Below are 19469 nucleotides of genomic sequence, written 5' to 3'. Positions count from 1 at the left end.
CGCTGTTCGCCCAGGACCGCTGTTCACCCAGGACCGCTGTTCACCCAGGACCGCTGGCGAAGGAGAAGTGACATAGCGACCTTGTCCCGGGTAATCCCCGTCCCAGATCCCAGGAGGCACCAATGCGAATCGGCCTGATGATCGGTTCCGACAGGGACCGGCAGTACCGGGAGCGGGTGCGCGGTTTCATCGCCGACGCCCAGAGCGCGGAGGAGGCGGGCTTCGCCTCGATGTGGATGCCGCAGATTCCCGGTTACTTCGACGCGCTGACCGTGGTCACGTTGATGGGCCAGGCGACGCGTCGCATCGAGCTGGGCACCGCGGTCGTGCCGGTCCAGACCCGCCATCCGGTCGTCATGGCCCAGCAGGTGCTGTCCACCCAGGCGGTCTGCGAGGGGCGTTTCACGCTGGGGATCGGGCCGTCACACCACTGGATCATCGAGGACCAGCTCGGCCTCTCCTACGAACGCCCCGCCCACCTGGTGCGGAACTACCTCCAGGTGCTGAACGCGGCGTTCGCCGGGCCGGGGCGGATCGACGTCGACAACGACACCTACCGGGTACACAGCCCGCTCGACGTCACCGACCTCGTCCCGACGCCGACCCTGATAGCGGCGCTGGCGCCGGTCATGCTCCGCATCTCCGGCGAGCAGACCTCCGGAACCATTCTCTGGATGGCGGACGAGCGGGCCATCGGCGACTATGTCGTCCCGCGCATCACGAAGGCCGCGACCGACGCCGGGCGACCGGCACCGCGCATCGTCGCCGGGGTTCCGGTCGCCCTGTGCCCCGCCGGCGAGGTCGACGCCGCGCGCTCCGCGGCGAACGAGGTCCTCGGGCACGCCGACTACTCGCCCAACTACAAGCGGCTCCTCGACCACGGGGATGCCAGGGACGTCGGCGACGTCATGGCCGTCGGCGACGAATCCGCCATCGTGGAACGCCTGCGCGGCTTCCGCGACGCGGGAGTCACCGACCTCGCGGCCCGCGTGGTCGCGCTCGGAGCCGACCGCGCCGAGCGCGTCGAGTCCCAGCGGCGGACACAGGCTTTCCTCGCGACGCTCTGCTCCCAGATGTGAGCCAGGTGGCGCTGGAACCAGCCGGCCGCGGTCCGGTCGTCTGGTCTGGTCCAGCGCCACGCCCGTACTACTCGTTCTTGTAGACGAGACCGTCCTTCATCACGAACCGCACGTCCTGCGTGGCCGTGATGTCATCGGATGGATCTCCGGGAACCGCGATGATGTCGGCCAGCAGACCAGCCGCCAGGCGGCCGCGGTCATCGACACCGATCAGCTCGGCGCTGGTGACCGTGGCGGCCCGCAGCGCCTGCATCGCGGTCATGCCGCGGTCGACCAGAGCCCACAGCTCCTTCGCGTTGTGCCCGTGCGGGATGGCGGGCGCGTCGGTGCCGCACGCGATCCGCACCCCGGCCTCGATGGCCCTACCCAGCGTCCGCCGAGCCCGGGGGAAGACCTCCGCGGCCTTCGCCTGGAGCGCGGGCGGCGCCTTCGAGATGTCGAGGCCTTCCGACAGATAGCTGGTGGGGACGAGGAAGGTCCCGTGGTCGACCATCATCCGGATGGTGTCGTCGCTGGCGAGTGAGCCGTGCTCGATGCAGTCCACCCCGGCCCGGACACAGGCCCGGATGCCCGCGTCGCCGTGGGCGTGGGCAGCCACCTTGAGCCCCGCCCGGTGGGCCTCGTCGACGATGGCCGCGATCTCCTCGTCGGAGTACTGCTGCGCGCCGGCGGCGGTGCTGTGCGACATCACCCCGCCCGACGCCGAGATCTTGATGACCCCGGCGCCGTACTTGATCTGGTAGCGGACCGCCGCGCGCACCTGCGGGACGCCGTTGGCGATTCCCTCCTCGACGCCCAGCGGCATGATGTGCGGCGCGAGCCGCTGGAACATCGTCGGGTCGAGGTGCCCGCCGGTGGGCGTGATCGCGTGACCGGCGGCCACGATCCGGGGCCCCTGCGCCCAGCCCGCCTCGATCGCCCGGGCCAGGTCCACGTCCAGCAGGTACCCTCCGGTCTTGACCATCAGCCCGAGGTTGCGCACCGTCGTGAAACCGGCCAGCAGCGTGGTACGGGCGTTCACCGTCGCCCGCAGGGTCCGGTACACCGGGTCGTCCTGGACGCCGTGCAGCGGGTTCGGCAGGCCCGTCGGGTTCTCGGGGCCACCGAGGAGGAGATTGATCTCCATGTCCATCAGGCCCGGCAGCAGGGTGAGATCGCCCAGATCGATCTCGGTCGCGTCGGTGGGCGGCGCGGCCGGGTTCACCGCGGTGATGCGGTTCCCCTCGACCACCACGACCGCGGGCGACCGCACCGTCCCCGCGTCGACGTCGACCCAGCGCGCCGCGCGCAGAACGGTCACGCCGGTAGCACCAGGTACGCCGGTCACGGGACCGGCTCGATGACGCAGTCGACCGCGGCGGCGCCGGAATCGGGAATCCGCGGCTGCTTCCACGCCTCGACCGCGAAGGACACGCTGATCATCGAGTACAGCAGGTGCAGGAGGTTCAGCGCCGTCTCCGGCATCTCGTCCAACGGAAAACGGTCGCAGTACGCGATCGCGGCCTCGGCGCGTGGGGTGATCGCGTCGTAGAACTCCTGCATCTCCGGCATCGAGCCGGCGAGCCGTCTCCCGTAGCGCTCGGCCTCCGTCGCCAGGCACCAGACCGTGGCGTAGGGCTCAAGATCGGCGAACTCGCCCGGCAGCAGGGTCGGCATCGGGCTCACGCCCCCGCGCCGTTGTGCTGGTATTCCCCGACCCAGTCGGCCGCGACCTTGTGCAGGTGCCGGCAGAGAACCTCCTGGTCGTTCAGCGGGAACTCGGCGACAGCCCGGGACTCGAGCATCGACTGCGTCGCCTCCAGCGTGTTGGCGTCCTGCAGCGCGTACTCCTTGAAGGTCACCGCGGCCATCTCGCGGGCAACCCGGTCCCGCGCGTTCCGGGAGGGAACGAAATACAGGTTCCCCTCGAAGGTGTGCGTGTTGTGCGACGTCGGCCAGTAATGGTAGGTGAGATACCAGCCACCCGCCCAGATCAGAATCACGAAGTTCGGCCAGAGATTGAACGAGTCCAGACCCCACGGCTCGCAGCCGGCCGGGTTGAGACCCGCCGGCATCTTCTCGACGCCGAGATCCGGTTCGTCCCAGGGCCCGAACAGGCCGCTGCGGGTGATGTCCTCCATCGGCTTGCGCATCTCCGGATCCAGCTCCCACGCCTTGATACCGGCCGTGCTGACCAGCCGATGCGGGCCGTCGATGCGGTAGTGCGGCGCCTCGAACCCCGCCTGCTGCGCCGCCGTCGAGAACTTCGACGGCGTCTGCCGGGCGTGCAGAATGGGCGCATGGTAGAATTCCTGAAAGGCGTCCATGAACAGCTTCCAGTTCGCGCCGACCTCAGCGCGGTAGTAAAAGCGCTCGGTCATCGTGTCGAACGGATATCCGCCGAGCGCGGTGACCATCGGGCCGAGGAAATCGGGCAGCGACTGTTCGGGCTCCTTCGCCAGATTGACGAAAATGAATCCGGACCAGACGTCGCAGTGCACCGGGACGAGGCCGAAGTCCTTCTTGTCCAGGTTGAAGAACTCGCCCTCCTGCTGCACGAAGGTGGCGGCGCCGTCCAGGCCGTACCGCCAGCCGTGGTACTTGCAGGTGAACTGGCGACAGCTACCGGCGGTCTCCTCCCGCGGGAAGTCGTTCCACACCAGCTTGTTGCCGCGATGGCGACAGATGTTGTGGAAGGCCCGGACCTGACCGTCGTTGTCGCGCACGACGACGATCGAGGCCCTGGCGGCCTCGATCTCCTTGGTGAAGTAGCTCCCGCTGCGCGGTAACTGCTCGACCCGGCCCACGTTCAGCCAGGCACGCCTGAAGATCGCATCCCGTTCCAGCGCGTAGAAATCGGGCGAGATCGAGTCCTCGTACGACACCAGCCCGGTTCCCAGCTCCGGGTAGTGTTCCGTCCAGCTTCCCTCAGCCGGCTTCGGCCATCGTGCCACAGTCATTCCTCCGTTTCGGGTGGGTCCACTGCCGGACGCGGATCCGGCTCCGGGTCAGCTCGGTGGGTCGGCCTGTGGGTCGGCTCTGTCGGGCACGGCTGCCAGGTGGCGGTACGGGGGTCGGCGCGGCATCGGGCCCGCCGTCACATGACACTCCCGCCGTTCACCCCGAGGACCTGGCCGGTGATGAAACCGGCGCCATCGGAGCAGAGAAAGGCGCAGGCGGCGGCTATGTCATCACCCGTCCCCAGCCGGCCCACCGGGATCGCGTTCACCAGGACCCCGCTGTCCGGCAGGTCGCCGGCCGCCTGGGCGCTGCGGGACATCGGTGTGTCGATACTCGACGGCGGGATGCTGTTCACCGTGATCCCGAACGACGCGTACTCCCGCGCGAGGGCCTTCGTCATGGCGATGACGGCACCTTTGGACGCGGCGTAGTGGACCATGCGGGGCGAACCCCGCTGAGCGCTTGACGACGAGAGGGTCACGATACGACCCCACCGCGCCGCGACCATATCAGGGATCACAGCCTGAACGCAGTGGAAAGTCCCGGTGAGATTCACCTCGATCACCCTGTTCCAGGACTCGAGTGTGATCTCGGCAAAGGGCTCGAACGCCGCGAGCCCCGCGCTCGTGACCAGTATCTCCACCGGGCCGAACTCCTCGCGGACCTGGCTCAGCGCGTTCTCCACGGCCGGACGGCTGGTGACGTCGACCTCGCACGCCAACGCCTCCGCCCCGTCCGCGGCCAGCTCCTTCGCGGCCTGCCGCGCGGCCGAACCGTTGCGATCGACCACGGCGACTCTGTGGCCCCGGTCGGCGAGATGCCGGCAGATGGAAAGCCCCATCCCCGACGCACCGCCCGTCACCACGGCGACCCGCTTCATCTGGAACCGCCCGCTGCCCGTGACGGCGCGACGGCGACGAAGCGCGCCGCGCCTCCTGGGCAAAGGTCGTGCTCCACCGCTGAGACCGCGGCCGAGACCCACGAATGGTGGCTCGTGAAGTCAGCCATGCGCACCCACCTTCGTCGTCGCCCGTCGCGGAGTCCGCCGGACCGCCGCGATGACGCGCTCGGAACTCTGCATACGACAACGGCACCGGGCCCGGGCGGCGCCGTTTGCCGGATTTTCCGGCCGATGCCGCCTGCTTCCCGAGTTCGCCGACGGTGCCCTGCCGGCTCATCATCGCCGCCACACCCTTGGCCGTCTTTGCATGTCCGGCCAATTCTGTGCTGGTTTCGGCCGCTGACCGGCAACCGATGCCCGTGGTCGACGACCCGCAGCAGGCAAAGGTTCTGGTCCCGCGAAGGATGTTCCGCGGCATTCGCCGGTTCGACCGGCTGTTCCGCCTGCTGCTGAGCGAGGGCGATCGCGTTCCCGAGATCCGTGACACACTCGGCGCCGCACTGACCAGCCAGAGCGAGCCGCTGCCGCGGAAGGACCACCCGACCACCGTCATGCTGCTGGCGGCGTGGGGCGGATACCACTTTTTCGGCCTCGTACCAGCCCCGCGGTTGCGGGGGGTACCGATGACGACTTCGTCGAGGAGCTGGCCACGTCGGCGGGCGGCTGGATGCCGGAGCTCATCATCGAGCCGCCGGCGGAGGGTGCGCAGCCGTAGCGGCTCCGGCAGTCCGACCGGAGCCGCCGGCCTTTCCTCGCCCGGTGCTCACCGGCTCACCTGGATATAGGACGGGCTCGGCATCCCACGACTCGCGCGGTTCCGACACCAGGCCACGTTCATTCGGCAACTTGCCACAGCGCCGGCGGTTTCGGGGCGCTCGGGTGCGCGGTATCCGGGTCCCGGACGGCGCACACGGTGCCTCGTGCCGTCGCGGCGCACGCCGTGACGAAGCCCTCCTCGTACGCGGCCAGCTCCGGCCCACACCGCCGGTGCGGGACGCGCGGGATCATCGGTCCCGTGACTGATCCCGCTCCCCTGGCCGACGACGATCTGGCGGAGGTGCCCGGCCAGTGCGGCTGCGGCGGCGAGGTAGCGGGTGTTCCACAGCACGACAGCGTTGAGGACCAGGCCCAGCGCGCCGAGCTGGTCTTCCTGGCCTTCCCGGTAGGCCTGGCGCAGTTCCCCGCGCTGCCCATGGAAGATCTTGCGGGCCAGGCGGTGGTGGGATTCCTGGAAGGTGAACTGGGTGTGGACCGCGCGGTTGAATGTCACCATGGCGCAGGTGATATAGGGGGCGGGGGAGCCAAGTGATTAGTCCGGGTGACGCGGGGCGGCGGATGAGTGTGGGGGAAATCGCCGCGTTGGTCTCGGCGATTGTCGCCGTGGCTGGTCTTCTGTTAGCGGTGTTCGGAGTACCGCTCACCGGTGGTTCATCACTTAACCAGTCCCTCGCCTACGGTGCCGGTGCCCCCGTGACCTCGGGCGTTTCCGAGACGCCGGCCGCACCGGCCTCATCCGCGTCGACCACGTCGGCCACGCCGACCGGTCCGGAGGCGTCTCCTCCGCCCGTGTTGCCAAGTGGCTGGCGCCGTGTCAGCGCACCCGGTCTCAGCGTCACCTTCGCCGTTCCGGACGGCTGGACTCAGGTGGTCGACAACGATCTCCAGAGCACCTGGCACTCCCCGAACGAGGGCCACGCCATGAGCGTCAAGCGGGACACCTCGTATGGATCGACGCCCGAGGCTGCCTCTGCCGGACAGCTCGCCTGGTACCGCGACACGACCGAGTCCTCCATGGCCGACCTCACGGTCGTCACCCACCCGACCCGGCAGAGCGGCAAGGACGCCCTCTGGCTGGAAATCGACTATCACTGGGCCGGCCAGGCCGAACCCCGTAAGCGTGTCGAGCTGTTCGTCGCGGGCAAAGCAGGCCATGTCTACCAGCTGCTCTTCGACACCGCTGCCACGCCCACGAAGCTGGCGGCCCAACAGCAACTGTTCGCTACCGCACGCGACCAGCTACTGATCGACACGTGAGTACGGCGCGGAGGTGCGCACCTGCCTGGTATGACTCCCCCGGTCCAAGAATCAATTGAGGATCTCAAGAAGGCTCCAGAGATCACCCAGAAGATCGTAGGGAGATCTCGCTGCGGACCGCGGACCTCACGGTCAGCCAGGTCGTGCCCGGCCCGTCCGTCTCCAAGCTCGTAAAGCACGTCGAAAGTCGGTTGGTCACCCCGAAGCGGACTTGGTGCAGCCGCATCACGTCGTCGTCACGCAGGCCGCGGCATCCGACCCGGTCACTGCGGGTAAGGCGTCTCGCCGCGTTCGAGCATCCCGACGAGCGTCGCCAGGCGATTCGCCCGGCTCGACGGACTCGGCGCGGTCATGATCCTGTGCAGGACCGCATAACGGTTACGGCCGTTCAAACCCGCGAACGCCGACGCCGCAGCCGATGAGGCGGTCAGCGCGGCCGCCAGGTCATCCGGGACCTGCGCCCTCGCAGCTCCCGGATAGGCCCGGTCCCAGCGTCCGTCCGCCTTCGCGCCCTCGATCTCGGCGTGCCCGCGGGGACGCATCCGGCCTTCCTCCGTCAGACGCGTCACGAGGCCGATGTTCCGCTCGGACCACAGCGAGGCCCTGCGGCGTGGGGTGAACCGCTGCCGGAAGGTCATCGCATCCATGCTCTTCTTCTGCCCGTCGATCCAGCCGCTGCACAACGCCTCCTGGAGCGCGAGGTCGTAGCTCAGCGAGGTCGGAGACGTGGTGCCCTTCTTCGCCAGCAACAGCCACACCCCGTCGGAGACGGCCTCGTTCACGTCCAGCCATGCCCGCCACGCCGCGGCATCGGCGACGACCAGCACCTCCGGCTCGGCGCTGGTTCGAGACTCCGCTCCGGCCGCCCCGTCACCCGCGTTCATGGGCTTCATCGTATGGACGGCGCCGACATGACCTGCAGACGATGAGCACGGCCGGGGTCACGTCAGCGGATTCCTGCGCCCGGGCCACGGCGCTCTGCCGGGCTGATGTGCGACTATCCGGCGGGCTCCTCAGCCGGCCGGTTCTCCGATCATGTTGGTGGGGACGTCGCAGATCAGGTACAGAATGCGGGTCTCGCAGGGGCGGCAGGAGTGAGCGGTCCAGGAACAGCTGGCGCCCGTGCCCTTCCAGACCCGCATCTCGCGGTAGTCCGCGTCCTTGGGGCCGTCCGGGTCGTCGAAGACCTCCACGCTCTCTCCGATGAACACCATCTCACTCATGTGAACGTACTCGACGGGCTTTCCTACGGGTTTCAGCTCGGGCAGCGCGGGCAGGAGCTTCATCGCGGCGCACGGTTTGTGCAAACCCTTGGTCTTCGGGTCCAGCATGACCTTGGCGCCGGTAATGGTGGTCCATTCCGCACCGACCGCGGGCATCTTCGGATCAACGATCTGCCAGGCACCCCCGGTGTCGAGTCTGCGTTCCGCCACGGCACCGACGGGCCAGTCATGGACGAGTCGAGCCATCCCGGCAGCCAGTGAATCAGCGGACACGGTAACCCAGCCCTGGTCGACGAGACTCGCCCGTAGTGCATCGAGGTAGGAGCCGCGCGTCAGCATGGCGATGTCGCGGACCATCGCGGTTGTCGTCGCACGGTGCGAGGACAGTCCTCCGAACGAGCGACCGCAGCCGCATCCCTGCTGTTCGTGGCCGCAACCCGGGCCCGTGACGACCTGGCAATCTTCTGGCACGGTCGGCCAAGCCCGTCCCTTGCCGCCGTGCAGAACACCGGATCCTGATAAGGGATACCAGGGGAGCCCTCTCCGCGATCTTTGTCGGGGATTACCAGCGAGCGATCGCGCGGCAGGTCACACCGCCACCCTCGCCTGTCACCCACCGTCAGGGGACGTCGGCGTGCGCCGGAGGCTCGCCGGGGCAGCCATCGGGACGATCGACCCAGCTGCGCCGGATCGGTGAGACTCTCCCCACGTCGCGCTGAACAAAAGTTCAGCATGGCTGCGTGCCGGCGTCAACCAGAATGAGGACATGACCACGCCACGCCGTACCGGCACCGAGAGCTCGAAGACTCGCGTGCTCCTGCTCGACGCCACCGAACGACTGATGCGAAACGAGGGTTACGCCGCGGTGAGCTCACGCAGTGTGGCCAGCGCGGCCGGCGTCACACCCGCACTGATCCACTATTACTTCCCGACATTGGATGACCTGTTCCTCGCTCTCTTCCGGCGCGGCGCCGAGAAGAACCTCGAACGTCAGAGACGCGTCCTGACATCACCTCAACCGTTGCGCGGACTGTGGGAGTCCAGCATCGAGCCCGCGGGCACGTCGCTGCTGACCGAGTTCATGGCGCTCGCGAACCACCGCAAGAGCATCCGCCAGGAGATCGCGGAGTACGCGAAGCAGTTCCGGCGCCTGCAGACCGAACTCCTCTCGAGCCGGCTGGAGGAGTGCGGAGTCGACCCGGCCCAGGTCTCACCCACCATCATCCTGTTCATGATCGGAGTCGTCAGCCGTGGCTTCGTGGCGGAGGACATGCTCGGGATCACCGACGGCCACACCGAGGCACTGGCTCTCGTGGAACGGTTGTTGCAGCGTTTCGAAACCTCGACGGAGGCCGGCAGCGAGCCATGACAGCAGTCGAACGTGCCGGCCAGTCTGACGGCGGCCTCAGCCTCTGGCGCGGTGCTGGACCTGGATGTCGGTGTAGCCGGCCAGTCCCCAGGGGCCGTTCTCCACTCCGAGTCCGCTCCACCTCGCCCCGCCGAAAGGCTGGTGAGGCCCGAGGGCGACATGGGCGTTGACCCAGGCGGTTCCGCACTCCAGCCGCTCGGCCACGGCGCCGGCCCGGTCGGGGTCCGCGGACCACACCGACCCCGAGAGTCCGAAGGTCGTCGCGTTGGCCCGGGCCACGACCTCGTCGACGTCGCGGTACGGGAGGATCGGCAGCACCGGGCCGAACTGTTCCTCGTCGACGATCCGGGTGCCTTCCACCGCCCCGGTGATCACGGTGGGCTGGAAGAAGTAGCCGGGGCCGCCGACCGGGGCCCCGCCGGTGAGCGCGGTCGCGCCGCCCGCGAGCGCGTCGGCCACGAGCTCGCCGACCCGCTCGTACTGCGGCCGGTTCTGGACCGGCCCGAGCTCGGTGTCCGGATCCATGCCGTCACCGACCCTGGCCGCCGCGACACGGGCGGCGAGGGCGTCGGCGACCTGATCGTGCAGCGCCTCGGGGACGTAGAGGCGTTTGATGGCGGAGCAGACCTGCCCGCTGTTGTCGAAGGCGCCCCGGAACAGCTTCTCCACGATGGCGGCGGGGTCGACATCATCGAGCAGGATCGCGGGATCGTTGCCGCCGAGCTCTAGGGTGAGGCGCTTGAGGTCTGGGGCCGCCGAGGCGGCGATGTGCTTGCCGGTCGCGATCGACCCGGTGAAACTGATCTTGCGCGGGGTGGGGTGCCAGGTCATCCACCTACCCAGCTCGTCTCCCCCGGACACGACGTTGAGCACGCCCGGCGGGAACACCTCGCTGAGGATCTCGGCCATCAGCAGGGTGCTGCGAGGCGTGAACGGTGACGGCTTGAGCACCATCGTGTTCCCGGCAAGCAGCGCAGGCGCGATCTTCCAGGTCGCCAGCATGATCGGGAAGTTCCACGGGGTGATGGCCGCGACGACCCCCACCGGGCGGCGCACGACCTCGACGCGGGCACGGGCGTCGTCCTGGATGACCTCTCGAGGTATCTCCAGCTGGGAGAAGTACTTGAGCCAGTAGCCGGCTCCGAACGCCTCCCTTTTCGCCGACTTCAGGGGCTTGCCCTGCTCGGCGGTCAGGACCGGGCCGATCTGGTCCGCCGAGGCCGTGAGTCGATTCGCGGCCTCGGCGAGGGCGGCCCGACGCGCGTCCTCGTCCCCGCGCCAGCCGACGAAGGCCTTCGCCGCGGCGTCGAACGCCTCGTCCAGCTGCTCCGCGGTGCAGTCCGGAGCCTGCGCGTGGACCTCGCCCGTCGCCGGGTTCACGACACCGAAGGTCGACCGGGCAGCTCGACGCTCCCCGGCTATGATCATCGAGACGTCGGGCATGATCCCCTCCGCATCCCTGCTCGAAGTGCTGGTGACGCACCGTCGACCGCACTAAACAGCTGTTTAGTGCCACCCGGATCCGCGCGTCAAGGGACATACGACCGGCGAACCGCGCGGGGCGCCCCGCCAACCTGGCCCTGACGCAACCGCGGGATCAGGTCGCCCGATTTCGGGACAGGGCTTCATTTTAGCCCCGAGTGCCATTAATGTTCTCGCATGCCGGGAACAGCGGCTCCTCGCCGGGAGGAGGCCGCGGGCAGGACGCGCTGGCTGATCCGCTCCGGCGCGCGCCGGCGGCACCGCCGGTCTCGGCGTGTGCCGAGAGCCCGCTGGCCGGGTTCGCCCCCCGCCTGCTGAGACGAGATCGCACTCGGCTGCTCCCGTGGGAGCGCCGCGAAAGGTGGAGCATGAGCAGCACATGGTTCGAGTCGGTCGCCGAGGCACAACGGCGTGCGCGGCGCAGGCTGCCGAAGTCGGTGTACAGCGCGCTGCTGGCCGGCTCGGAGGCCGGCGTGTCCTACCGGGACAACACCGCGGCGTTCGACGAGCTCGGCTTCGCGCCGCACGTGGCGGGGCTGTCCCCCAAGCGTGATCAGCAGACCACGGTCCTGGGCCAGCCGATCTCCCTACCGGTGCTCATCTCCCCGACCGGGGTGCAGGCGGTGCACCCCGACGGCGAGGTGGCGGTCGCGCGGGCCGCCGCCGCGCGGGGCACCGCCATGGGCCTGTCCTCGTTCGCCAGCAAGCCGATCGAGGACGTCATCGCCGCCAACCCGCAGACGTTCTTCCAGATGTACTGGATGGGCACCCGGGACTGGATGATCCGGCGGATGGAGCACGCCCGGCAGGCCGGAGCGGTCGGCCTGATCGTCACCCTGGACTGGTCGTTCTCGCACAGCCGCGACTGGGGCAGCCCGTGGATCCCCGAGCGGCTCGACCTGAAGACCATGGTCAAGCTGGCACCCCAGGGCGTGTCCCGGCCCGCGTGGCTGCTCCAGTACCTGCGCACCGGACGGCTTCCCGACCTGAGCGTGCCGAACCTGGCCGAACCCGGCCAGCAGGCCCCGGTGTTCTTCGGCGCGTACGGCGAATGGATGCAGACACCCCCGCCGAGCTGGGAGGACATCGCCTGGCTACGCCAGCAGTGGGACGGGCCGTTCATGCTCAAGGGCGTCTCCCGGGTGGACGACGCCCGCCGCGCCCGCGACGCCGGGGTCAGCGCGATCTCGGTCTCCAACCACGGCGGCAACAACCTCGACAGCACTCCGGCCCCGATCCGGGCCCTGGCCGCGGTCGTGGACGCGGTCGGTACCGACGTCGAGGTGCTCATGGACGGGGGCATCCGCCGGGGCGGGGACGTCGTGAAGGCACTCGCGCTCGGCGCGCGGGCGGTCATGATCGGCCGCGCCTACCTGTGGGGCCTGGCCGCCGGCGGGCAGGCCGGGGTCGAGAACGTCCTGGACGTCCTGCGCAACGGCATCGACTCCGCCCTGCTGTCCCTCGGGCACTCCTCCATCCACGAACTGACCCCGGACGACGTCCTGGTACCCGACGGCTTCCCCCGCACGCTCGGCGCGGCGCCCGCGCGATGACCACCGGAGCGGGCAGGACGGACACGGGCCGGGCAGACGCGGCACGAACGGACGCGGGCCGGACGGGACTGTCGGGGCAGGCCTGGACCGACATCGCCGGCAGGCCGCTCGTCCTGGTGCCGGTGGGGTCCTGCGAGCAGCACGGGCCGCACCTGCCCCTGGTCACCGACACCACGATCGCGGTCGCGGTGGCCGAAGGCGCGGCGCAGCTCCTCCTCCGGCGGCGCCCCGCCGAACCCGTCCTGGTCGCACCACCCCTCACCTACACCGCCAGCGGTGAGCACCAGTCGTTCGCGGGCACGATCTCCATCGGCGGCCCGGTCCTGCACCTGGTACTGGTCGAGCTGATCCGCTCGATGTCCACCTGGTCCGGCCCGGTGGTGTTCGTCAACGCCCACGGCGGCAACCTGCGTGGCCTCACCGAAGCCGTCACCCAGCTGCGCGAGGAACGGCACGACGTGGCGTGGGTGCCGTGCGAAGCCGACGCCGCCGACGCGCACGCCGGGTTCACCGAGACCTCGCTCATGCTCCACCTGGCACCCGACCAGGTGGACATGACCCGGGCCGCAGCCGGTAACACCACCTCCCTCGACGAGCTGCTACCCGCCCTGGTCACCGGCGGAGTGGCCGCCGTCGCCCCGTCCGGGGTGCTCGGCGACCCGACCGCCGCCACCGCCCAGGAAGGAGAGCGCATCCTGCGCCGGATGGTCGACAACGTGTGCGAGCTGATCCACAGCGGCGAGGCCGCCAGTGACGGGCGCCTGCGCCCGCCCCTGCCCGCGGCGCCACGGCTGTGAACGCGGGGCCCGACTCCGGACGGCCGACGGGCATCACGGCGCGCCCTCGTCCCGGGCGCAGCGGGAGACCCGACGTGACCCGCGGATGTCACAGCGCCCATATTTTGTACGCGTGGCCACCCCATCGAAACGGCCGAAGGGCCGCCCACCCGTCACCGATCACGCCGCGATCGAGCGGGCGGCCTTCGCGGTGTTCACCGAGCGGGGGTTCGACGCCACCACCCTGGACGCGATCGCCGACGCCGCGGGAGTCGGGCGCAGGACCCTGCTCAGGTACTACCCGTCCAAGAACGACATACCCTGGGGGCAGTTCGACGAGAGCCTCGTCGAACTGCAGAAGTCCCTGGCCGGCATGCCCCGTGACATCCCCGTCCACGAGGCCGTGCACCGCGCGGTACTCGCCTTCAACCACGTGGACCACGAGGCCGCGGCCCAGCACCGGCAACGGATGACCCTGCTGCTCAGAACACCCACGCTGCAGGCCCACTCCGTTCTCAAGTACCGGCGGTGGCGCGAGGTCATAGCCTCCTACGTCGCCGAACGTCACGATCTGACCGCGGACGACCTGCTGCCGCGTACCGTGGGCCAGGTCACCCTCGCGCTCGCCCTGTCCGCCTACGAACAATGGCTGGAACACGAGGACAGGACGATCGAGGAGTTCCTCGACGAGGCCCTGCGCGGGCTGCGGGGATACTTCGCCGGCTCGCCAGGGTGACGCTCGCCCGGCGACGAACCGCACCGCCCGAATGGCGACGACCGGCATTCGGCCCGGCGTCGGTCTCCTATCCGGCCGTCCGTTCGTCGAGGAGCGCGACGATCGCCGCCGGCGTGAGCGGAAGGCGGGTGACGGAGACGCCGAACGGCGCGAGTGCGTCCGCGACCGCGTTGATGACGGCCGGGGGCGCGCCGATCGCGCCGCCCTCACCGACGCCCTTGTACCCCCCCGGGCCCGGCCCCGGCGTCTCGACGTGCACGTGCTCGATGAGCGGCACCTCGGCGATGGTCGGCAGCAGGTAGTCGATGAACGTGGTGGCGACCGGGTTGGCGTCCTCGTCGTAGGCCAGGTGCTCGTAGAGGGCCCCGCCGATGCCCTGCACGGTCCCGCCGTCGATCTGGCCCTCGACGACGCTCGGGTTGATCCGCGGGCCGCAGTCCTCGCTGACCAGGTAGCGCAGGAAGGTGACGACCCCGGTCGTGGTGTCCACCTCGCAGGTGCAGACGTGGGTGGCGTTGGCCCACAGCATCGGTGCCTGCGCCTGGTACCGGCCGCTCGCCTCCAGCCCGGGCTGCACACCGGGCGGCAGCGCGGCGGGATCGAAGTACGCCAGGTTCGCGATCTCGGCGAGCGACAGGCCGATCGAGGGGGTGCCGCGCACGGTGGCCCGCCCGTCCGCGAGCTCGATGTCCTCGGCCGCCGCCTCCAGGCGGTGCGCCGCGATGGCGATGATGCGCTCGCGCAGCTCGCCCGCGGTCACCCCGACCGCGCCAGCGATCATCGAACCGCTGCGGCTGCCGCCGGTCCCCCCGCCGAAGGGCGTGATCGCGGTGTCCCCCTGGATCGTGTTGACGTCGCTGATGTCGACGCCGAGCGTGTCGGCGGCGATCTGCACGGCGGTGGTCTCCAGGCTGTTGCCCGTCGAGCCGCCGGCGAGATACACGTTGACCGTGCCGCTCGGCTCGATGCGGACCGTGGCGCCCTCCGTCGCGTAGAAGCCCATCGCGGAGGTCGTGGGCTCCACGTAGCTGCAGGTGCCGATACCGATGTAACGGCCGTTCGCCCGGGCCTCGGCCTGCTCGCGGCGGAACGCGTCGTAGTCGAAGTGCTCCAGTGCCTTCTCGAACACCTCGCGCGGGGACATGTGGTCGTACGGCATGTGGCACGGGTTCACGTACGGCATGTCCGAACGGGCCAGGAAGTTGCGCCGGCGCAGCTCGACGGGATCGATGCCCATCCGCCGCGCGGCCACGTCGAGCAGCACCTCGCGGGCGACGGACTCGTACTGCCACGGCCCCCGGTAGGCGCTGCGACCCAGCGTGTTGGAGAACACCGACGTCGTCGACCAGGCCGCGGCCGGGACGCGGTAGGGGCCGGGGAACATCAGGCAGACCGCGGCGGCGGTGCCCACCGGCCACGGGGTGGGATAGGCGCCCACATCCTGGACGTGGTCGATCTGCGCCGCGAGAATCACGCCGTCCTCGTCGAAGGCGAAGCGCATGGCCCCGTGCTCGTGGCGCGCGGAGTTGGCCGCCATGAGGTTCTCCCGCCGGTCCTCGATCCACTTGACCGGCGCCGGCACCTTCCGCGCGACGAGCAGCATGCACATGTCCTCGCGCAGAGCCAGGACCTTCTGGCCGAAGCCACCGCCGGCATCCCGCATGATCACGCGGATACGGTGCTCCGGCAGGCCGAGGAGCCGCCCGGCGAACGCCCGCAGCTCGTGCGGCGACTGCGATGCCGCCCAGATCGTGAGCTCGCCGCCGGACCATTCCACGACGATGCCGCGGGTCTCCATCGGGACGGGCGCGTACGCCTGCTGGTAGATCGTCTCCTCGACGACGAGCGCCGCGGTGGCGCACACTTCGTCCACCTGATCCGTCGCGCCGCTGTCCAGCCGGCCGGCCACGTTGTTCGGATACTGCCCGTGCACAAGCTCCGTCGACTCCTGTGCGTCGACGTAGTACACGACCGGCGGCAGCGGGTCGTACTCCACGTCCACCAGCTCGACGGCGTCCTCCGCGATGTAGCGGTTGTCCGCGATGACGAGCGCGACGGGATCACCGACGAACCGGACCTCGTCCTGGGCGAGCGCCGGGCGCGGGGTGTCCGGGCTGTCGCGGCCGACGATCGCGTACCACTGCTCGCGGATGTCGGGGTTGAGGTCCGCGGCGACGAACACCGCGTGCACGCCCTCCAGCTCCACCGCCGCCGAGATGTCGATGCCGACGATGCGCGCGCGGGCGAACGGGCTGCGCACGAAGCACGCGTGAAGCATCCCCGGACGCATCACGTCGTCGACGTAGGTTCCCTGCCCGGTGAGCAGTCGTGGGTCCTCGACCCGGTTCACCCGGGTGCCCGCGTAACGGGCGGCGGTCGGCGTGGCGGTGGCTGTCGTGGCAGCGGGGTTGCCCATGGCGCCCTTCGAACGGTAGTGGAGAGGCGGAACTCAGCCGCGACCCTGGCGGAACAGAGAGCTCAGCAACCAGCCCGCGACAAAGGCCACGAGGACCGGGGCGAGGCGCTTGACGACCGGTGAGCCGGCGGCGTCGAACAGGTTGACGGGCTCGGGTTCGGGCTGGTGGATGGTGCGTGCCCCGGGGGCGGCCGGGGCGGGTGCCGGCGGGAGCCCGGGACCGGGGACCGCGGGTGCGGGTTCGACCGGCCCGCTCGCCGCGCTCGTGGCCGGCGCAGCCGCCGGGACGGGGTCCCCGGCGGTGGGTGAGGCGGGGGTGGGTGAGGCGGGGGTGGTGGTGTCGCCGCGGAGCACCGTGGACTCCAGGGACTCGACGAAGCGCCCAAGCAGGTTGGCGCTGACGTCGCTGATCACACCTCGGCCGAACTGGGCGACCTTCCCCGTGATGCGCAGGTCGGTCAGCACGCTGACCTGGGTGCCGGTGCCGTCGGGGACGAGCGTCACGGTGATGGTGGCCGACGCGTTGCCCTGGCCGCGGGTCTCCCGGCCGTCGGCCTTCAGGACGGCCCGGTGGGCGGCCTCGTCACGTTCGAGGAAGGTCGCCGTGCCCTTGTACTGCGCGGTGACCGGGCCGACCTTGACCTTCACGATGCCGCGGTACTCGTCGCCCTCCACCTCCTGAAGCTGGGCTCCCGGCAGGCAGGGCGCGATGCGTTCGAGGTCGGTGAGGACCGACCAGGTGACGGCCGGGCTCGCGTCGACGCGGAACTCGTTGCTCAGATCCATGATCTCATTCACCGACAGGCAGGTAGGGCCCACGACCAGGGGCGGACAGCGGTGGACAGGCCGGCCCCGGGCGGAGGGTCGGCATCGACAGGAACGGGCGGCCGACCGCCACGGCATCCCCCGGGGACCGGGCCGCGGGCGTCCCGCCCGTGCGGCGGCGCGACCGACCGTCGATCACGGTGTGTTACCGGCCGCGGCCCGTACCGCCTTGAAGATCCCCTGGTAGCCGGTGCAGCGGCAGATGTTGCCGGACAGGCCCGCGCGGATCTCCTCGTCGGTCGGGTCGGGGTTGTCCCGCAGCAGGGCGGTGACCGACACGACGAAACCCGGCGTGCAGAACCCGCACTGCAGGCCGTGGTTCTCCTGGAAGGCGACCTGTACCGGCGAGAGGTTCTCCGGTGTGCCGAGGCCTTCGATCGTGGTGACCTCGCGGCCCTCGGCCTGCACCGCGAGCACGAGGCACGCGCGCACCGCCGCACCGTCGAGCAGCACCGTGCAGGCACCGCACACCCCGTGCTCGCAGCCGAGGTGCGTGCCGGTCAGATGGCAGTGCTCCCGCAGGAAGTCGGCGAGCGTCAGCCGTGGCTCCACCCGCCCGCGGCGCTCCAGGCCGTTGACGCGCAGTCTGATCTGTACTTCATCCATCGTGAGCCTCCCGGAGCGCGCGCTGCCAGGCTCGGGTGACCATCGCGGCCCCGACGCGCCGGCGGTAGTCGGCCGAGCCGTGCAGGTCGGCCGGAACGGACTGGAGCGTCGACATCGCGGCCCGCCCGACCTCGACAGGGTCGATCTCGCCGGCCGCAGTGCCGGTCACGGCCTGTTCGGCGGCGGTGGCGCGTTCGGGCGTGGAGCCGAGACCGAGCAGCCCGATGCCGCAGCGGCGGACGCGGTCGTCGCCGTCGAGCTCGACGGCGACGACCGCGCCGGCGATCGCGAAGTCACCGTGGCGGCGGGCGAGCTCCTCGACGGCGTGCCCGGTCCTGCCGCGCCAGGCGGGGAAGTTCACGGCGGTGAGGATCTCGTCGTCGGCGAGGGCGGTGCTCCAGGTGCCGAGGAAGAACTTCTCGGCGGGGATGGTGCGCGCCCCGCGCGGCGAGACGGTCTCCAGCTGCGCGTCGAGGGCGAGCGCCACCGCGGGGAACTCGGCGGCGGGGTCGGCGTGGGCGATCGCGCCGCCGACCGTGCCCCGGTTGCGGATCTGGAAGTGGCCGATGAACGGGGCGGCGCGGGCCAGCAGCGGGACGGTCCTGGCGAGGTCGGCGGACGACTCGACTGCGGTGTGGGTGGTGGCGGCACCGATGCGGACGGTGTCGCCCTGATGGTCGATGCCGGCCAGCTCGGGTATCCGGCCGAGGTCGACGAGGTGGTCGAAGACGGCGAGTCGCATCGCGAGCATGGGAATCAGGCTCTGGCCCCCGGCCAGGACCTTCGCGCTGTCACCGTGCTCGGCGAGCAGAGCAAGCGCCTCAGCAAGAGTGGACGGCGCATGGTAGGCGAACCGTGACGCTTTCATTGCCGTGGCGGCTCCGGACTTGTCGGGTCGACCTCGATCTCCAGCGAACGGAAGAACCAGGCCATGGTCTAGTAGAGGACGACGGTGAGAACGACGTCGAACAGCTCCGTTCGGCGTCAGGTTCGCTCACGGTGCCGCCGCCGAGGTGTTCGTTCACGGCACGGATCAGTGTGGTCTCCACGGGGTTACTGAACGACCGTACAAGCTTCACCGGAGACCGAGCAAGTAGGCCTGGACCAGCGCAGGCCGGTCTCCCGGCGGTCCTACGGAGCGGAGGAGGGACCGGGGACCTCCGAGCGCCCACCCCCCGCCCCGTGAACGGCGATCCTGCCCGCGTTCTGGTTGACGCCACGCAGCCGTGATGCTGAACTAGCGTTTAATGTCCAGGAGGGCTGGCTTCCCGTACCGCTTCGGCGCCGGCGCGAGAGGACGCGATCGAGGCGCGGAGGCGCCTATGACGCACCTTTCCGGCCTCGACCTCGGCCCCGAGGAACAGTCGGCCAGCTGCGGACCTCCGGCCTCGGCACACACCACGGTCCCGGTACCGCACTGGCCCGCCTCGAAGCCAGGGTGGCGCTCCAGCAGATCCCTGTCCACCTCCCGTGATGGAAGGTGGACCATCAGCCAAGGAGACGCAGGTGGGAAAGCTCGACGGCAAGGT

The 19469-nt window shown here is 70.1% G+C and carries 17 protein-coding genes and 1 pseudogene; 6 read left to right on the top strand and 12 right to left on the bottom strand.

All coding sequences use genetic code 11. The features are described from left to right. Nucleotides 1–122: 122 nt before the first annotated feature. On the top strand, nucleotides 123–1079 hold the full coding sequence (locus tag E0504_RS46120; protein WP_071067175.1) for an LLM class F420-dependent oxidoreductase: 957 nt from the start codon (nucleotides 123–125) through the stop codon (nucleotides 1077–1079). A 67-nt stretch (nucleotides 1080–1146) separates the two neighbouring features. Here the strand turns inward: E0504_RS46120 and E0504_RS46115 are convergent, their stop codons facing one another. The 5 genes and pseudogenes from E0504_RS46115 to E0504_RS46090 form a co-directional block, all read right to left on the bottom strand. Then, entirely contained in the window at nucleotides 1147–2379 is a 1233-nt protein-coding gene (locus E0504_RS46115; protein WP_200835182.1) for an amidohydrolase family protein, read from the bottom strand. A gap of 23 nt (nucleotides 2380–2402) precedes the next feature. Next, nucleotides 2403–2735, bottom strand: a complete 333-nt coding sequence (locus E0504_RS46110) for a hypothetical protein (RefSeq protein ID WP_071067192.1) — start codon at nucleotides 2733–2735, stop codon at nucleotides 2403–2405. Between the two features lie 5 nt (nucleotides 2736–2740). Beyond that, nucleotides 2741–4012 carry an SRPBCC family protein gene (locus E0504_RS46105; RefSeq protein ID WP_071067177.1) on the bottom strand — a complete coding sequence of 424 codons (1272 nt, stop codon included), beginning with the start codon at nucleotides 4010–4012 and terminating at the stop codon, nucleotides 2741–2743. A gap of 143 nt (nucleotides 4013–4155) precedes the next feature. Continuing rightward, nucleotides 4156–4899 (bottom strand): SDR family NAD(P)-dependent oxidoreductase, encoded by a 744-nt coding sequence (locus tag E0504_RS46100; protein WP_131627653.1) that lies wholly within the window; start codon nucleotides 4897–4899, stop codon nucleotides 4156–4158. A 1099-nt stretch (nucleotides 4900–5998) separates the two neighbouring features. Continuing rightward, nucleotides 5999–6142, bottom strand: a pseudogene (locus tag E0504_RS46090) (Tn3 family transposase); the annotation flags it as partial. A gap of 119 nt (nucleotides 6143–6261) precedes the next feature. On the opposite strand from E0504_RS46090, the gene E0504_RS46085 reads away from it, so the two are divergent. Next, entirely contained in the window at nucleotides 6262–6954 is a 693-nt protein-coding gene (locus E0504_RS46085; RefSeq protein WP_112105017.1) for a hypothetical protein, read from the top strand. 263 nt (nucleotides 6955–7217) lie between these two features. Here the strand turns inward: E0504_RS46085 and E0504_RS46080 are convergent, their stop codons facing one another. Continuing rightward, nucleotides 7218–7838, bottom strand: coding sequence for a YdeI family protein (locus tag E0504_RS46080; protein ID WP_112105016.1), 621 nt, complete (start codon nucleotides 7836–7838; stop codon nucleotides 7218–7220). A gap of 129 nt (nucleotides 7839–7967) precedes the next feature. Then, a complete protein-coding gene (locus E0504_RS51685; protein WP_207974708.1) occupies nucleotides 7968–8534 on the bottom strand; it encodes a hypothetical protein in 567 nt (188 codons plus the stop codon). A 409-nt stretch (nucleotides 8535–8943) separates the two neighbouring features. On the opposite strand from E0504_RS51685, the gene E0504_RS46070 reads away from it, so the two are divergent. Further along, nucleotides 8944–9546 carry a TetR/AcrR family transcriptional regulator gene (locus tag E0504_RS46070; RefSeq protein ID WP_071067183.1) on the top strand — a complete coding sequence of 201 codons (603 nt, stop codon included), beginning with the start codon at nucleotides 8944–8946 and terminating at the stop codon, nucleotides 9544–9546. A 36-nt stretch (nucleotides 9547–9582) separates the two neighbouring features. On the opposite strand, the gene E0504_RS46065 is transcribed toward E0504_RS46070, so the two are convergent. Then, the gene (locus E0504_RS46065) at nucleotides 9583–10989 is read right to left on the bottom strand and encodes an aldehyde dehydrogenase family protein (protein WP_112105015.1); all 1407 of its coding nucleotides are present in this window, start codon (nucleotides 10987–10989) and stop codon (nucleotides 9583–9585) included. 407 nt (nucleotides 10990–11396) lie between these two features. Here E0504_RS46065 and mftD point away from each other — a divergent pair, with 407 nt between their 5' ends. The 3 genes from mftD to mftR all read left to right on the top strand — a co-directional run bounded on the left by mftD (nucleotide 11397) and on the right by mftR (nucleotide 14093). Then, nucleotides 11397–12581, top strand: a complete 1185-nt coding sequence (gene mftD / locus E0504_RS46060; RefSeq protein ID WP_131627651.1) for a pre-mycofactocin synthase MftD — start codon at nucleotides 11397–11399, stop codon at nucleotides 12579–12581. Continuing rightward, on the top strand, nucleotides 12578–13378 hold the full coding sequence (gene mftE / locus E0504_RS46055) for a mycofactocin biosynthesis peptidyl-dipeptidase MftE (protein WP_112105013.1): 801 nt from the start codon (nucleotides 12578–12580) through the stop codon (nucleotides 13376–13378). The genes mftD and mftE overlap by 4 nt, the downstream gene beginning before the upstream one ends. Before the next feature lie 112 nt (nucleotides 13379–13490). Beyond that, nucleotides 13491–14093, top strand: coding sequence for a mycofactocin system transcriptional regulator (mftR, locus tag E0504_RS46050; RefSeq protein WP_235013678.1), 603 nt, complete (start codon nucleotides 13491–13493; stop codon nucleotides 14091–14093). A gap of 67 nt (nucleotides 14094–14160) precedes the next feature. On the opposite strand, the gene E0504_RS46045 is transcribed toward mftR, so the two are convergent. The 4 genes from E0504_RS46045 to E0504_RS46030 all read right to left on the bottom strand — a co-directional run bounded on the left by E0504_RS46045 (nucleotide 14161) and on the right by E0504_RS46030 (nucleotide 18808). Then, complete coding sequence (locus E0504_RS46045) at nucleotides 14161–16509, bottom strand: xanthine dehydrogenase family protein molybdopterin-binding subunit (protein ID WP_112105012.1); 2349 nt, start codon at nucleotides 16507–16509, stop codon at nucleotides 14161–14163. A gap of 33 nt (nucleotides 16510–16542) precedes the next feature. Continuing rightward, nucleotides 16543–17295: an SRPBCC family protein gene (locus E0504_RS46040; RefSeq protein WP_131627649.1), complete on the bottom strand. Its 753-nt coding sequence runs from the start codon at nucleotides 17293–17295 to the stop codon at nucleotides 16543–16545. Nucleotides 17296–17469: 174 nt separating this feature from the next. After that, entirely contained in the window at nucleotides 17470–17940 is a 471-nt protein-coding gene (locus E0504_RS46035; protein WP_071067189.1) for a (2Fe-2S)-binding protein, read from the bottom strand. Then, entirely contained in the window at nucleotides 17933–18808 is an 876-nt protein-coding gene (locus E0504_RS46030) for a xanthine dehydrogenase family protein subunit M (RefSeq protein WP_131627647.1), read from the bottom strand. The genes E0504_RS46035 and E0504_RS46030 overlap by 8 nt, the downstream gene beginning before the upstream one ends. Between the last annotated feature and the right edge of the window lie 661 nt (nucleotides 18809–19469).

The sequence above is a fragment of the Parafrankia sp. BMG5.11 genome, from assembly GCF_004337455.1.
This window is presented reverse-complemented; position numbering and strand designations above follow the sequence as displayed.